Below are 14,799 nucleotides of genomic sequence, written 5' to 3' on the forward strand. Positions count from 1 at the left end.
GCTAAAGGCTGGTAATGGAAAAATGTGATACCCGGCGTCAATCGAACTTCATGTCAACGGTTTTCTCAATCGGCGGATAACAGATGCCGAGTTTCTCATTGCACCCCTGATAAGACGCATAAAGGGTGAAGACTTTAGACTTGGGAGCGCGTTCCAGAACGATTTCCGCGACGACGGGCGATTTATAGACTTCAATCAGCCCAAAATAGGGGTCGTTCTTCATCTCGCCGGAAGGTAGCTTCACCTCCCTAATCATGACGCCGCTGGCGTTCTTCAAGGCGAAGCGGACCTTGTTCTTGTAGAGGTAGTGCTTCTTGGCAGGAATGATTTCAGCCACCACCGTATCGCTACCCTTCAGGGATGCCTTGAGCCGAAACGCCTGATCAGGAGGCAAGGGTTCCTCGGCTGCCGAAGTGCAATGGACCAGGCCCATGAGCATCAAGGCAGACAACGTGCGACGGTCAAATAGGGAGAAGGATCGTTGAGCCAATTTGTGTTCCTCGTTTTGGTTTATAGCCAGGATTTGCATCGAGATTTCCTGTGCACGTGCTAAGTGGGCGCCTTGCTTTGAGCTGACGACAGCAAGGTTCCCCAAAGAAGAATCAAGGCGCTCAGACAAAGCGCCGTATCGGCGAGATTGAAGGCTGGCCAGTGCCAGCCGCCGGCATGGAAGTCCAGATAATCCACGACCGCTCCCCGGCCCAAGCGATCTACCAGGTTGCCGACGGCACCGCCGAGGAACAGGCTATACCCCCACCCTTCCCACCGGTTCGCCACGCCTTTGAGCAACATGACGGTCAGCCCCACCGAGACGGCCAAGGCTAATGGCATCCCCATGGGTCTATATCAGAGGATGGGTACCCGCCTATCCAGCGTGGAAACATGCACCCATCCCGAACAATTCTGTCCGGCATGGCCATTGCGAACGATCAAATCGACCAGGGCGTCAGCAATCTCGTCCTCACAAACCAACTCAAGTTTGGTTTGCAGAACGACCGGCTCTCCCAGTTCGACAGAATAGTGCTGTTGCGTGCTGTCGCTGGTCGCATGCACGCATTGCACCTGCGAGATAGCGATATGGATGCATGCGGCCCCCGCCTGCGCATCGCACGCCCCGGACTCCCTCAGCGCCTGGATGACCGCCGCCGTGCGGTGGGGATGAATGAATGCCTTGATTTCCTTCATTGGCTTGCTCCTTCCAGAGTCGGTGATTGCCTGCGCTGCTCCATCCACTCATAGACCAGCGGCAGGATGAACAGGGTGAGTGCGGTGGATGAGACGAGACCGCCCACCACGACGGTCGCCAGCGGGCGTAGCACCTCCGAGCCAACACCAGTAGCCAGCAGGAACGGCAGCAGCCCGAGAATCTCTACCAAAGCCGTCATCAGCACCGGCCGCAAGCGCAGCACTGCACCCTGCACCACGGTTTCCCGGATGCTCAGCCCCTGTTCGCGCAGACCATTGAGAAACGAGATCAGCACGATGCCGTTCAGCATGGCGACGCCGAAGACCGCGATGAAGCCGACCGCCGCCGGCACCGATAGATACTGGCCGCTGACGAACAGCGAAATGATCCCGCCGATGGCGGCGAAGGGCACGTTGGCGATGATCAGCGTGGCGTAGCGCACCGAGTTGAAGGCGGTATAGAGCAGGATGAAGATGAGGCCGATGGTCAGCGGTACGATGACCGCCAGCTTGGCCATGGCCCGTTGCTGGTTCTCGAAGGCGCCGCCCCATTCCTGCCAGTAGCCGGCGGGGAGCTTCAACTGCGTCTTGAGCCGCGCTTCTGCCTCTTTGACGAAGCCATCCACGTCGCGCCCCTTGACGTCCAGTTGCAGCACCGCATAACGCTGCAATTGCTCGCGGCGAACGAAGGAATAGCCTTCGGTCAGTTCCACGGTCGCCACCCGCGACAGGGGCACCAGGGCGCCGCCGACCGTACGGATCGGGATGGCACTCACTGCCTCGCTGCTGTTGCGGAACTCGGGCGGCAGCCAGACTTGAATCTCGTAACGGCGCACGCCGTCGATCAAGGTGCTGACCGCCTTGCCGCCAATGCCCGCCTGCACCACGTCGAGCACGTCGTCGGCATTGATCCCGTAGCGGGCCGCTTCCGGACGATTCACCTTGATGACCATCTGCGGTTTGCCCTGATTGGCTTCCAGCGCCACGTCGGTGGCCCCCGGCACTTTTTCGACAATCTCCTTGGCCTCAGCCGCCAGCCTGTCGAGGGTGGCCAAGTCTTCGCCGTACAGCTTCAGCGCCAGCGTTGCCCGCACCCCGGAGATCAGTTCCTCGACTCGCATCTGGATGGGCTGGGTCGCCGCCAGAACGGCCGTGGGGATTTCCTTTTCCAGGCGTTCCTGCAACTGGGCGGACAGTTCGCGGTAGCTTATCCGTTCAGGCCAGGATTCGTGCGGCTGGAGGTCGACCAGGATTTCCATGTAGTTGACATCCGCCGTTTCGCCTTTCTCGGCGCGGCCGATCATGGCCAGCGAATGCTTGACCTGGGGAAAGGACTTGAGGGCTTCGTCGATGCGCTGCGAAACGGCAATGGACTCCTCCAGCGAGGTGGACGGAATGCTGGTCACCCGGAACATGATCTCCTGTTCTCCCAGGGTGGGCATGAACTCCTTGCCGAGGAAGGGGAAGAGCGCCAGCGAAGCGATGAACAGGGCGCCGGTGGCCAGCATGACCCGTCGTTTGTTCGCCAGCGTCCACAGCAGCAGCGGCTGGAAACGCGGCTTGAGCCAGCGCACCAGGCGCGGGTCTTCTTCCTGCTTGGGGCGCAAGGCCAGGGCGCATAGCACCGGCATCAGGGTGACGGTCAGGATCAGGGAACCAACCATGGCGAAGGTCATGTTGATCGCCAGAGGCTTGAACAGCTTGCCCTCGATCCCGGTGAGGGCGAAGAGCGGCAGGAAGACCACGATGATGATGATGACCCCGAAGGCGACCGGATTCATCACTTCGCGGGCCGCCGCCAGCACCACAGCCGTCCGGTTGACCGGCTTGCCGGCATGATGGGAGAGCAGCCGGAAGGCATTTTCCACCAGCACCACCGGCCCGTCGATGGTCATGCCCAGGGCGATGATCAGTCCGCCCAGGGACATCAGGTTGGCGCTGGCGCCGGTCTGGTCCATTAACAGGAAGGCGACCAGCCAGGCTGCCGGGATGGCAATGACCACGATCAGCGCCGAGCGGACTTCACCGAGGAACAGGAAGAGGACCAGGACCACCAGCGCAGCGCCTTCCAGCATGGCGCTGCTGGCCATGGAGATGGCCTTGCCGATCAGCTCGGTGCGGTCGTAGGCGACATCGAGCTTGATGTTCTCCGGCAGGGTCTTGAGGGCAGTGGCCACCTTTTCGCGGACGGCTTCGACCACCTGTTGGGCGTTCTCACCGGTGCGGGCGAGCGCCATGCCAAGCACCACTTCCTTGCCGTCCTTGGTCACCGCGCCAGTCCGCAATGCCGGCGCCGGGCGGATGTCCGCCACGTCCCGTACATAGATCGGCGTGCCTTGGCGCTCGGCCACCAGGATGCCGCCAATGTCGTCCGCATTGGCGACCAGTCCCAGGCCACGTACCAGGTACTGCTCACGCTGGAGATTGATGTACTGGCCGCCGACCTGCCGGTTGTTGGCGGCGATGGCAGTCATCACCTCCTTGTAACCCAGGCCGTACTTGATCAGCCTGCGCGGGTCGATCAGCACCTGGAACTGCTTTTCATCGCCGCCCCAGGAGGTCACGTCGTCCACACCCGGTGCCGTGCGCAGGATCATGCGTACACCCCAGTCCTGGGCGGTGCGCAGGTCCATGCCGGAGAGCTTGTCGTCCATCGTCTCCAGCGTGTACCAGAAGACCTGGCCCAGCCCGGCGGCGTTCGGGCCGAGGACGGGTTCGCCATAGCCTTCGGGGATGCGCGACTTGGCCTCGATCAGCTTCTCGCCTACCAGGCGGCGGGCGAAATAGATGTCCATGTCGTCCTTGAAATAGACGCTGACGAAAGACAGGCCGAAGATGGACGTGGAGCGGATTTCCTCGACCTTGGGCAGGCCGGCGAGGACCGATTCGACCGGGAAGGTCACCAGCTTTTCGATGTCCTCGGCCGCCAGGCCCGGCGATTCGGTATAGATGTTGACCTGGACCGGCGTCACATCGGGGAAGGCATCCAGGGGCAGCCGCTGCCAGGCCCGCGCCCCGAGGAGCACGATCAGCGCCAGCGCCACCAGAACCAGGAGCTTGTAGCGTAGGGAAATATCGACGATCTTGTTGAGCATGGCTGTCCCTTAGTCGTGATCGCCGATTTTGGATTTCAGCAGCCGCGCCTTGAGCGCATAGGCGCCTTCGACCACGACCGCCTCACCGGCCTCGATGCCGTCCTTGACCACGAAACGGCCACCGAGGTTGTCGCCCAACTCGACTTCCCGTTTCTCGAACCCTTCCTTCTCACGAACGAAGACGGTCTTCTTTCCCTCCAGCAGGAGCACGGCGCTCGTCGGCACGGTCAGCGCCTTGCCCGCCGTGGCGGTGTCGATGGCGGCGTTGGCGAACATGTCGGGCTTCAGGCGGCCGTCGGCATTGGCAACTTCGACGCGAGCCTTGATCGTCCGGCTTTCCTTATCCATGACGCTGCTGATGTAGGTCAGGCGCCCCTTGAACAACTCGTCGGGATAGGCGGCAACCGATACGCCGACCGTGGCGCCGACCTTGATCTTGCCGAGGTCTTTCTCGAACAGATTGGCCTCGATCCAGACGACAGACAGATCGGCCACGGTGAACAGGGACTTGTCCGGCTGGGCAAGCTCACCCAGCACCGCCGTCTTCTCGATCACCGTGCCGGCAAAGGGCGCGCTAACCGGGAAGACCGAGACGGCCGATTCCGAGCGGGCCGGCGGCACACCCATCAGACGCAGCTTGTCGGTGGTCGCCCGCAGGTTGGCGCGGGCTTTTTCCAGTTCGGAGCGACTGCGCAGGTAATCCTTTTCCGGCACGATCTGCTCGGCATGGAGCTTTTCGGCGCGCTCGAAATCGGCCTGGGCCAGCCGGAACTGGCTGTCGGCCTGAAGATAAGCGGAATGGGCTTCGCCGACCTCGATACTGTCCAGGCTGGCCAGCGATTGCCCGGCCTTGACCCGGTCGCCCAGTTTGGCCGTGATGCCGACGAGGCGGCCCGGCACCCGTGGGACGACATGCGCCAGCCGGTCCTGGTTGGCCTGAATGGTGGCCGTGACGGCGATGCGCTCATGGACTTCGGCTTCGTTGGCTTCCTCGGTGCGGATGCCGGCCGCCTTGATGTCCGCCTCGGTCAGATGGATTTGACCGGCTTCCGGCGCTTCGCTGGCTGCTTCCTTGTCGTTGGCAGCGGTCTTTTCCGGGGCGACGGTTTGGCTTTCGGTTGCCGGCTTGGCCTCGGGGGCATTGCGGTCGCAAGCGGCCAGCGTCAACAAAAGCACCAGGGTGGCGGCAGTCAGGGTACGGGTCATCATTTATTTTTCTCGGGGGCAAGGTTGGGCCAGCCGGCGGTCTGCTCCAGGGCAATGCGGGTCTGGATAAAGTCGCCGAGGGCATCGAGGTAGTCGCGGCGGGCATCCAGCAATTGGCGATTGACCAGCAGGAGTTGCAGCAGGCCAATTTCGCCGGCCCGATAGGCGGTAGACGACAGGCGCCGGTTCTCGTCGAGGGCGGGCAAAACCGACTCGGCCAGCCGTTTGACGCGGCCTTGCAGGCTGCCCAGCCGTTGCCAGAGGGCATTCACCTGGGCCGCTACTTCGCGCTCGGTGCTTTGTCGTTCGATCTCGGCCTGGGTCAGTTCTGTCGTCGCCTTGCCAATCCCGGTGCCATTGCGGCGAAACAGGGGCAATGGCATGGAGAGCGTCAGACGGGTGAACTGCTCGCGGGCGTCGTAAGGGGCTTCCCGGCCCGTGCTCAGACCCACCGTGATATCGGGATAGGCGGCCGAGCGTTCCAGGCCGAGTCGATTGCGGGCGGCCTGCTCCCGGTGTTCCAACGAACGCAGCAGGGGCCGTTCGCGGGCTGCTGCCTGCAATGTTTCCAAGGGGGCCGCTATTGGCGTAGCCCGCAATTCGCCAGCCGCTTCCGGCAAGGTGGTGGCAGGTAGTTGCAGCACCGTCGCCAGTTCAGCGCGGGCCTGTAAGAGTTGTTCGTCGAGTACGGCGAGCTGGTTGTAGCCGCGCTCGGCTTCCACCGTCGCCAGGTTGCCGTCCAAGCGGCTATCCTCGCCGGCCGCCACCCGTTTTTTGACCGCCGAAGCAGCGTCGTTGACGGCGGCCAGGGCCTCGCGTTCGGTCTCAATACGCCGTTGCAGGATCAGCACCCGGTAGAACCGCTGCTCGACTTCGGCGTGTACCTGGCGGCGGACTTCATCAATGTTTTCCGTGACGGCGGAAAGATCGCGGGCGGCGGCTTCGCGCCGATAGCCGGCCTGACCGGCAATCTCGAAGGTCTGCGAGATACCCACCGTCTGTTCATGGAAACGGTTATCCGATTGTCCGGCTTGCGGAACGCGACGGCGGGTTTGGTCGGTCGACAACTGCGGATTGTTGTAGAGCAGGCCGGAGGCGTCTCGCAGTTGGCCTTCGGCCGCATCGAGATTGGCCCGGGTGGCGCGTAGCGTCGGATTGGCGCTCTCTGCCAGGCGCCAAGCCTCGTCCAGCGTCAATGCAGCGGCGGCGAAGGCGCTGCCAGTGGCAAGGGCAAGTCCCGCCATAAAGCCGAGATGGCGCAGCCAAGCGCGCTCCCCGGCAGGGGTGTTGAACAACATGGGAGAAACCTTTCAAGCGATGAAGAAGCGGAATGCGCGGCGGCATCCGCTGAGGAACTAGGTCGGTCTAGGCTTGAAAGGCGCTTCGGGGCGGACGGAACAGACTGTCGCCGGATTGAGTGGGAAGGTCGATTCCCCCCTCGCTATTAAAAACAACATCAGCGGACGGTAGGACAAAAGTCTGCGCGCTGGATTCGAGGCCCGTCAGATGGGTCTGGGCATGACATCCATGATTGCACAGCTTCTCAGTCGAGGTGTGATCGCCGGAGCCGCCACCCGAAACGGCGATACTGGTCTCGTCGGACAAGGCATCCGCCATCGCTTCCGCGCTATAGCCCCATAGCGACGCGCTGACCAGACACAAGGCCAGCAGCATCGCGACAAGCGAGCGGGAGCGGAAGCAGAAACGACGGAACATGGCTATCGATTATCGAGAATTGGTCTCAACTGGTCAAGTAATGCAAGGAACAAGTGCAGGAATGATTTCAGCCACCACCGTATCGCTACCCTTCAGGGACGCCTTGAGCCGAAACGCCGGATCAGGAGGCAAGGGTTCCTCGGCTGCCGAAGTGCAATGGACCAGGCCCAGGAACATCAAGGCAGACAACATGCGACGGTCAAACAGGGAGAAGGATCGTTGAGCCAATTTTTGTTCCTCGTTTTGGTTTATTGCCAGGAATTGTATCGAGATTTCCTGCGCACTTGCTAAGGGGGCGCCTTGCTTTGAGCTGACGACAGCAAGGTTCCCCAGAGAAGAATCAAGGCGCTCAGACAAAGCGCCGTATCGGCGAGATTGAAGGCTGGCCAGTGCCAGCCGCCGGCATGGAAGTCCAGATAATCCACGACCGCTCCGTGGACCAAGCGATCTACCAGGTTGCCGACGGCACCGCTGAGGAGCAGGCTATACCCCCACCCTTGCCACCGGTTCGCCACGCCTTTCAGCAACATGGCGGTCAGCCCCACCGAGACAGCCAAGGCGAGGGCAATGAAGACATAGCGTTGCCAACCGCCGGCATTCGCTAGAAAACTGAAGGCTGCGCCGCTATTCAGGATGTGGACGAGATTGAAAAACGGTAACACCGTTTCGCCTGCGCCCAAAGGGAAGGCCCCCACGATCCAATGCTTGGCCCCTTGGTCCGCCAAGGCCACACTGATAGCCAACCCCAGCCAGCGGTACCGCTCGGCCGTTTTGATTGCCGGAGGGCCATTACTGCCTCTGGTCACGACGTGACAACAGTACCGGCAGCAACAAGACTGGGGCCGGCGTTAGTTTCGACCAGAAGTTGATCCCCGCGGTGAGGGGCTGGCAAATAGATCATAAAGGGAAGTGCGTTAACGCAGGTACGGTTTCGAAGAGATCGGCGACCAGACCGTAATCCGCCACCTGGAAAATCGGCGCATCCGGATCTTTGTTGATGGCAACGATGACCTTGGACTCCTTCATCCCGGCCAGGTGTTGAATGGCACCGGAGATGCCGACGGCAATGTAAAGCTGTGGGGCAACGATCTTGCCAGTCTGGCCAACCTGGTAATCGTTCGGGACAAAGCCGGCATCGACCGCCGCTCTGGATGCACCAAGCGCCGCACCAAGTTTGTCAGCCAGCGGTTCCAGCAACTTGTGGTAATTCTCCCCACTCCCCAGACCACGGCCACCGGAAACGATGATCTTGGCCGCACCGAGTTCCGGGCGTTCGGACTTGGTCAGTTCGCGGTTGGTCAGTGTGCTTTGACCGGTATCAGCGGCAGCGGCAATACTTTCGATTTTTGCTGCATTTCCAACGTTGACCGCATCAAACGCCGTGGTACGGACGGTAATGACCTTGACCGGATCGGCGCTCTTAACAGTAGCCAGTGCATTGCCGGCGTAGATCGGGCGAACGAAGGTGTCCGCCGATTCGACGGTGGTGATTTCGGAAATCTGTGCCACGTCGAGCAAGGCGGCGACGCGCGGCATAAGGTTCTTACCGAAGGTGGTGGCTGGAGCGAGGATGTGGCTGTAGCCCGCCACGTGGGCGATGACGAGGGCCGTAAGGTTTTCGGCAGTATGGGATTCATAGTGGGCCGCATCCGCCACTTTGACGAGGCTGATGCCTTGCAGGCTGGCGGCTTGTTGTGCTGCGGCGTTACAGTTGGCACCGGCCACCAGAATGTGAATATCGCCACCGATCTCCAGGGCGGCAGTAATGGTGTTCAGCGTGGCGGCCTTAAGGCTTTTCTGGTCGTGTTCGGCAATGACGAGAATGGTCATGGTCTCCCCTTAGATCACTTTCGCTTCATTGCGAAGCTTGTTAACGAGTTCGGCCACATCGGTCACCTTGATGCCGGCAGAACGCCTGGGGGGCTCAGAGACCTTGAGGGTCGTCAGACGCGGCGCGACATCGACACCGAGATCAGCCGGCTTGACTGTGTCGAGCGGTTTCTTCTTGGCCTTCATGATATTGGGCAGGGTGGCGTAGCGCGGTTCATTAAGGCGCAGGTCGGTAGAAACGATAGCCGGCAAGCTGATTTCCAAAGTTTCCAGGCCGCCGTCGATTTCGCGGGTTACCGTCGCCTTGTCGCCAGCGATGACGACCCTGGAGGCGAAGGTGGCCTGCGGCCATCCGGCAAGTGCAGCCAGCATCTGGCCAGTCTGGTTGGCATCATCATCAATCGCCTGCTTGCCGCAGATGACGAGTTGCGGCTGTTCCTTGTCGCAGAGTGCCTTGAGTAGCTTGGCGACAGCCAGCGGCTGTAGTTCGACATCAGTTTCCACGAGAATGCCACGGTCAGCGCCAATGGCCATCGCGGTGCGCAAGGTTTCCTGGCAGGCGCCGACACCGCAAGAGACGGCAATCACTTCCTTGGCCAAGCCTGCTTCTTTCAGACGAACCGCCTCTTCCACCGCAATCTCATCAAACGGGTTCATGCTCATCTTTACGTTCGCCAGATCGACACCCGACCCGTCTGCCTTCACCCGAACCTTCACGTTGTAGTCTATGACCCGCTTTACGGGCACCAGGATTTTCACAAATCTTCTCCGGAGACAATGTCTTTGGGTTTGAGCTTGAAACGCCCAACGGTTGCTTACTGCTCGACGAATGCACGCTCAATCACGTAATCCCCGGCTTCGCCGATATGTGGGGAAATCTTCAAACCGAAACCATCAAGCATGGCCGAAATTTCCTTAAGCATGGCCGGACTACCGCAAATCATGCCCCGATCCGTCGCGGGGTCGATGGGGGGTTCGCACAAATCAGAAAACAACTTGCCTGAGAGGATCAGATCGGTCTGACGTCCCTCGTTGCGGAACGGCTCGCGAGTTACCGTTGGGTAATAGATCAGCTTTTCACGGATCAGATCACCGAGGTATTCGTGGTCCTTCAGATCCTCCTCGATGTAGTCGTGGTAAGCCAGTTCATTGGTCCAGCGGACGCCGTGGATGAGAATGACTTTCTCGAAGCGCTCATAGGTTTCCGGGTCGTGGATCAGGCTCATGAAGGGGGCCAGACCGGTCCCGGTGGCAAACATGAACAGGCGACGACCCGGCTTGAGGTCACGCAGCACCAGCGTACCGGTGGGTTTTTTGCTGACCAGGAGCGGATCACCCGGTTTCAGGTGCTGCAAACGTGAAGTCAACGGACCATCCTGAACCTTGATGCTGAAGAATTCCAGATGTTCTTCGTAATTGGCACTGGCAATGCTATAGGCACGCATCAGAGGGCGACCATTGACTTCCATGCCGATCATGACGAACTGGCCATTGAGAAAGCGCAGGGCAGGATTGCGCGTGGTCCTGAAAGAGAAGAGGTTGTCATTCCAGTGGTGGACTGAGAGGACGGTTTCGGTGACAAAAGAACTCATGATTGTTGTGCTTGGAAAAGTGAAGGCGGCATTTTACGTCGCTGGCTAATCGATAAAATCGTGAATTTTCTCTAACGGATATTTATTAAATAGATATGTAGCCTGAGCCACTTTTCAGGAATTCGCATAAAAAATGGTTACGTGTGGCCCACCAGCGTGTCAGCCGGGCATCATCCGCTGGAAGACACCGTCCTTGTCCCACACCAGGTGCTTCAGGGCCGCGGCGATGTGAAGCGCGATCAGCGCCGCGAAGACGAGAGCGGTTACCCGATGCACTGCCGCGAAGTCGCCGCGCAGCGCCACGTCCTCCCATCCCCAATGCGGCAGCGGGATGCCGAAGAGCTTGGGGCCGTATTTGCTGAAGGAGGAGGTGAGATAGCCGGCGAGCGTCATCAGCACCATGAGGACGTAGAACAAACGGTGGTTGAGGACGGCCATCATCCTTTCCCACTTCGGCATGGCCGTGGGCAGCGGTGGTGCGTCATGTCTCAGACGCCAGACGATCAGCGCCATGATGAGGATCGCTGTGATGATGCCGAGCGACTTGTGCAGGTTGAAGAAGAAGGCGCGTTCCGGAGTGTTCTTCGGGATGCCGACCATGTACCAGCCGGTCGCCAGCAAGGCGATGATCAGCAGCGCCACGGTCCAGTGCAGGACCATCGCGGTGCGTGGGTAGCGGGTGGGCAGATTCATATCGACCGTGTCCTTGGTCATCGCTGTCCAGGCGCTCATCGGATCACCACCCCCCAGGGGAACTCGCCGACCGGGATGTCATGAACCTTCTGGTTGGTCTCAGTGTCGATCACCGATACCGAATTGGAGCGGCCATTGGCCACGTAGAGCTTCCGGCCATCCGGCGTCAGCGCCATGTTCCACGGGCGCTGCCCGACCGGGACCGTGGCGACAACCGTGTTGCTCCCGGTATCGATCACCGAAACGGTGCCATCCTTGCCATTGGAGATATACGCCCGTTTGCCGTCGGGGCGGATCGCCACGCCGTTGGAGAACGTGCCGGGCTTGATCGTGGCGACGGCCTTCTGCTCGCGCACGTCGATCGCATATACCGTGCTCGCCAGTTCGGAGGCGACGTAGGCATGGCTGCCGTCGGGCAGGAAACCGATACCGCGCGGCCTTTTGCCGACGGGAATCGATCCGGTCTGCTCGCGTTTTGCGACGTCCACCACATCGACCTGCTCTGCTTCTTCGGCGCTGACGTACAGCCACTTGCCGTCCGGGCTGAAGACCGCGTGCTCCGGATTCTTGCCGCGGGTGCGAACGCTGAACTCCTTTTGCAGCGTTGCTGAATTGATGAACGCCACACTGTTGCTGACCTCGACCGCCGCGACGACCCACTTACCATCAGGGGACAGGCTCACGCCCTCCGGCGACTCGCCGAGGTCCACCTTGCCGACCACGGCGCGCTTCTCCAGGTCGACGACGAGGAGCGCGCTATCGGGCTGGTCGCTGACGAACAGCCGCTTGCCATCCGCGCTGACAGCTAGGCCGCGCGGCTTGCTCCCCGCCTTGATCTCCGCCACGACTTCGTCCTTCGCCGTATCGATGACCGAAATCGTGCCGCTCTTCTCGTTGGGCACATAGGCGAGCGGCGCAGCCAAGGCGACCGAAGCCGACAGTGTTACGCCACTCAGCAGTGAAATTAACCGTGTGATAGTTTCCATTGAAACCTCCTCTTAAAATGGGCGAGTGCGGAAGCTCATGATCCATATTGCGAATGACGAATACAGATTGCTTCATGAGAAACGCTGCAACCCGTAGTTCGTGTAGTGCGGCACGGCAGCGACCGCACCACACTGGTGCTTTACCTCGGCGACTGCCACATGTATTGCTGGTGTTGCATCATGTGGTCCATCATCATCTGCTGCATGCCCATGTAGCGGTCCATCATGTACTGCCTTTGTTTCATTTGCTCCGGAGTGAGCTTGGAGTAATAGCTGCCTATGTGGCCCCAGCCCATCGTTGGGTCGCCCATCATCATGCCGTGCCCCATCATGCCACGGCCGCCCATACAGCAGCCCCAGCCCCCCATGCCGCCGCTACCCCACATGCCGTGCATCATCTGCATATTGCCTTGCATGGCGGTCCAATGGTCTTGCAGCAGTTTCTGACGCTCTTGCGGATCTTGGGTCTGGCGAATCTTGTCCATCTGCTCCTGCATTTTTTTCATGTTTTCCTGGGCCAGCGCCATCTGCTTGTCGTACTCGGCCACGTTCGGCACAGATGGTTTCGCTTGGGCATTTTTTTCGGGGCTGTTTGGTTGTTGTGCCAGAACGGGCGTTGCGAACAGCACGCTTGCAGCCAATGCGACGGTAAAAATCGTTGGTTTCATTGCACTACTCCTTTGAGTTACGAACACATGAAAGGCCCGTAACGGGCCGGCCAAAGCAAGCTTACAGTGCCTGCATCACCCGCATTAGCCGCTCCCGAACCTCACCAGCCAACTTATTAATTTCAGGTTTGTCAACCAACGCGAGCACGGCGTAGGGGTCCATGAATTCCGCATGAATCTTGCCATCATCGTCCTGGCGCACCACGACGTTGCATGGCAAGAGCAATCCAATTGAGGGTTCTGCCCGCAATGCTTGATTCGCGAGCGGCGGATTGCAAGCCCCGAGGATACGGTAGGGCGGCATATCTTGATTTAGTTTTTTCTTGAGCGTCGCCGCCACGTCAATGTCCGTGAGTACGCCGAAGCCTTCTCTTTGTAGCTCCTGGGTTACTTTTTCAATTGCCTCGTCGAAAGATGACGCAATCGTCTTGCCAAAGCCGTACTGGAGATTCATATCATTTTCCTTTCAGTGCACATGGAATTTCATGTCCTTAGCATTGTCCGACCGCTTGCTATCACCACGAATTCGCTGAACTCATGCGCGAGAATGGCAATCGGGAAGCAGAAAAGGCAGCCTCACCAAATTGCCGCTCAATAGCCGGCTCTGGCGAACGCGCCGCTCGCCAAGGCTTTGCGTAGCGGCAGGGACCAGGGACCTCTGAAGCCTTCTTCGCTGTGGCAGCCGCAACTTGTCTTGTCCTTGCGTTCCTCAGGCATATCATTTCCGTTCTCTTGAGTGCTCGTTTTCATAATGTGGTGTTTTACTTTAAGTTCGTGAGAGACACCATTTCCCGCAAACGTTCCTCTTCGGCAATAAATATATCGACCGCAACAGGATCGAACTGGCTTCCGGACATTTTCACGATCTCATTCTTTGCTGAATCAAAATCGAGTCCCTGTCGATATGGCCGATCCGAAGTCATGGCATCCAGCGTATCGATAATTGCAAACAGACGCGCCGCCAGCGGAATGGCGTCCCCGCACAAGCCTCGTGGATAGCCGGAGCCATCGAACCGCTCTTCGTGGCAGAGAACAATGTCGGCGGCAACCTCGAAAAACGGGACAGGAGCCAACATGTCATACCCGGCTCCAGGATGCCGGCGCATGATTTCCCACTCCGTCTCAGTGAGCTGGCCGGGCTTCAGCAGAATCGCGTCGGGCACGCCGATCTTTCCGACATCGTGCAGCAGGCTGCCCCAATACACCTGCTTGAGCAAGGCCGGGTCGCTATAGCAATGTCTTGCCAGCACCAAGGTGTGGCAAGCAACCCGCTTAGAATGCATGCCGGTTTCATGTTCCCGCATATCCAGGGCCGCAGTCAGCGACTCCGCCAGCAGCTCCTGCAACTCCTCCCCCATGCCCAAGAGCTGCTTGCGGCACTCCAGAAGGCAATGTTCGCAAGTGCACGTACCTGCCAATCGGGTATACAACCTGTCGGTCGAGTGTGATCCGCACAGCACACAGGGCTCGGCGCTGTGCGGTGTAGCTGTGCTTTCCTGGGTGTGGTCGCTCATGTGTGACTCCTCATGCGAACTGCCTGCGGAAGCGGCGCATGCCGAAAGAAAAGATTAACACCCCCCAGTATGCCGATCGCCAGCACCGAGTCCCGTAGCAGATCGAGTCCGGCCCCCTTCAGCAGGACGCCGTAGCTTACGTCGATGTAGTGGCGCATCGGCGACGCTAGCGTCGCCCAGCGCATCCAGTCCGGCATCGTCTCCGGCGGCGTCCATAGTCCGGACAGCAGCAGGATCTGCGCCAGAATGAGCAGGCTCAAGAGGCCGACTTGCGCCTGGTTGCGCGCGATTCAGGTCATCCATTGTTCATTCCT

17 protein-coding genes are annotated in these 14,799 nt (G+C 59.9%); all 17 read right to left on the reverse strand.

All coding sequences use genetic code 11. The annotated features are described in order from the left end of the window. Nucleotides 1-37: 37 nt before the first annotated feature. The 17 genes from WBK19_RS09665 to WBK19_RS09745 all read right to left on the reverse strand — a co-directional run bounded on the left by WBK19_RS09665 (nt 38) and on the right by WBK19_RS09745 (nt 14,775). The gene (locus tag WBK19_RS09665; RefSeq protein WP_511289192.1) at nt 38-529 is read right to left on the reverse strand and encodes a protein-disulfide reductase DsbD N-terminal domain-containing protein; all 492 of its coding nucleotides are present in this window, start codon (nt 527-529) and stop codon (nt 38-40) included. 20 nt (nt 530-549) lie between these two features. Beyond that, on the reverse strand, nt 550-792 hold the full coding sequence (gene lspA, locus WBK19_RS09670) for a signal peptidase II (RefSeq protein ID WP_511289194.1): 243 nt from the start codon (nt 790-792) through the stop codon (nt 550-552). A gap of 54 nt (nt 793-846) precedes the next feature. Next, nucleotides 847-1,185: a P-II family nitrogen regulator gene (locus WBK19_RS09675; RefSeq protein WP_511289196.1), complete on the reverse strand. Its 339-nt coding sequence runs from the start codon at nt 1,183-1,185 to the stop codon at nt 847-849. Further along, nucleotides 1,182-4,280, reverse strand: coding sequence for an efflux RND transporter permease subunit (locus WBK19_RS09680; protein WP_511289198.1), 3,099 nt, complete (start codon nt 4,278-4,280; stop codon nt 1,182-1,184). Before WBK19_RS09680 ends, WBK19_RS09675 begins: the two co-directional genes overlap by 4 nt. Nucleotides 4,281-4,289: 9 nt before the next feature. Further along, nucleotides 4,290-5,489, reverse strand: coding sequence for an efflux RND transporter periplasmic adaptor subunit (locus tag WBK19_RS09685; RefSeq protein ID WP_511289200.1), 1,200 nt, complete (start codon nt 5,487-5,489; stop codon nt 4,290-4,292). Further along, nucleotides 5,486-6,784: a TolC family protein gene (locus tag WBK19_RS09690; RefSeq protein WP_511289202.1), complete on the reverse strand. Its 1,299-nt coding sequence runs from the start codon at nt 6,782-6,784 to the stop codon at nt 5,486-5,488. The genes WBK19_RS09685 and WBK19_RS09690 overlap by 4 nt, the downstream gene beginning before the upstream one ends. Nucleotides 6,785-6,851: 67 nt before the next feature. Beyond that, complete coding sequence (locus tag WBK19_RS09695) at nt 6,852-7,202, reverse strand: hypothetical protein (RefSeq protein WP_011288358.1); 351 nt, start codon at nt 7,200-7,202, stop codon at nt 6,852-6,854. Between the two features lie 287 nt (nt 7,203-7,489). Further along, entirely contained in the window at nt 7,490-8,008 is a 519-nt protein-coding gene (gene lspA / locus WBK19_RS09700; protein WP_511289204.1) for a signal peptidase II, read from the reverse strand. A 91-nt stretch (nt 8,009-8,099) separates the two neighbouring features. Next, nucleotides 8,100-9,032 (reverse strand): electron transfer flavoprotein subunit alpha/FixB family protein, encoded by a 933-nt coding sequence (locus tag WBK19_RS09705; RefSeq protein WP_511289206.1) that lies wholly within the window; start codon nt 9,030-9,032, stop codon nt 8,100-8,102. Nucleotides 9,033-9,041: 9 nt separating this feature from the next. Then, nucleotides 9,042-9,791, reverse strand: a complete 750-nt coding sequence (locus tag WBK19_RS09710; RefSeq protein ID WP_511289208.1) for an electron transfer flavoprotein subunit beta/FixA family protein — start codon at nt 9,789-9,791, stop codon at nt 9,042-9,044. A 56-nt stretch (nt 9,792-9,847) separates the two neighbouring features. Beyond that, a complete protein-coding gene (locus tag WBK19_RS09715) occupies nt 9,848-10,624 on the reverse strand; it encodes a ferredoxin--NADP reductase (RefSeq protein WP_511289210.1) in 777 nt (258 codons plus the stop codon). A 159-nt stretch (nt 10,625-10,783) separates the two neighbouring features. Then, nucleotides 10,784-11,356, reverse strand: coding sequence for a cytochrome b (locus tag WBK19_RS09720; protein ID WP_511289212.1), 573 nt, complete (start codon nt 11,354-11,356; stop codon nt 10,784-10,786). After that, the gene (locus WBK19_RS09725; protein ID WP_511289214.1) at nt 11,353-12,303 is read right to left on the reverse strand and encodes a beta-propeller fold lactonase family protein; all 951 of its coding nucleotides are present in this window, start codon (nt 12,301-12,303) and stop codon (nt 11,353-11,355) included. Before WBK19_RS09725 ends, WBK19_RS09720 begins: the two co-directional genes overlap by 4 nt. A gap of 140 nt (nt 12,304-12,443) precedes the next feature. Further along, nucleotides 12,444-12,971 carry a hypothetical protein gene (locus WBK19_RS09730; RefSeq protein WP_511289216.1) on the reverse strand — a complete coding sequence of 176 codons (528 nt, stop codon included), beginning with the start codon at nt 12,969-12,971 and terminating at the stop codon, nt 12,444-12,446. 61 nt (nt 12,972-13,032) lie between these two features. Then, complete coding sequence (locus WBK19_RS09735) at nt 13,033-13,425, reverse strand: DUF302 domain-containing protein (protein WP_511289218.1); 393 nt, start codon at nt 13,423-13,425, stop codon at nt 13,033-13,035. A 307-nt stretch (nt 13,426-13,732) separates the two neighbouring features. Next, nucleotides 13,733-14,485 carry an HD-GYP domain-containing protein gene (locus WBK19_RS09740; RefSeq protein ID WP_511289220.1) on the reverse strand — a complete coding sequence of 251 codons (753 nt, stop codon included), beginning with the start codon at nt 14,483-14,485 and terminating at the stop codon, nt 13,733-13,735. Continuing rightward, nucleotides 14,482-14,775: an ABC transporter permease gene (locus WBK19_RS09745; protein ID WP_511289686.1), complete on the reverse strand. Its 294-nt coding sequence runs from the start codon at nt 14,773-14,775 to the stop codon at nt 14,482-14,484. Before WBK19_RS09745 ends, WBK19_RS09740 begins: the two co-directional genes overlap by 4 nt. Nucleotides 14,776-14,799: the final 24 nt, after the last annotated feature.

The organism is Azonexus sp., from assembly GCF_049652925.1.
Classification (GTDB): domain Bacteria; phylum Pseudomonadota; class Gammaproteobacteria; order Burkholderiales; family Rhodocyclaceae; genus Azonexus.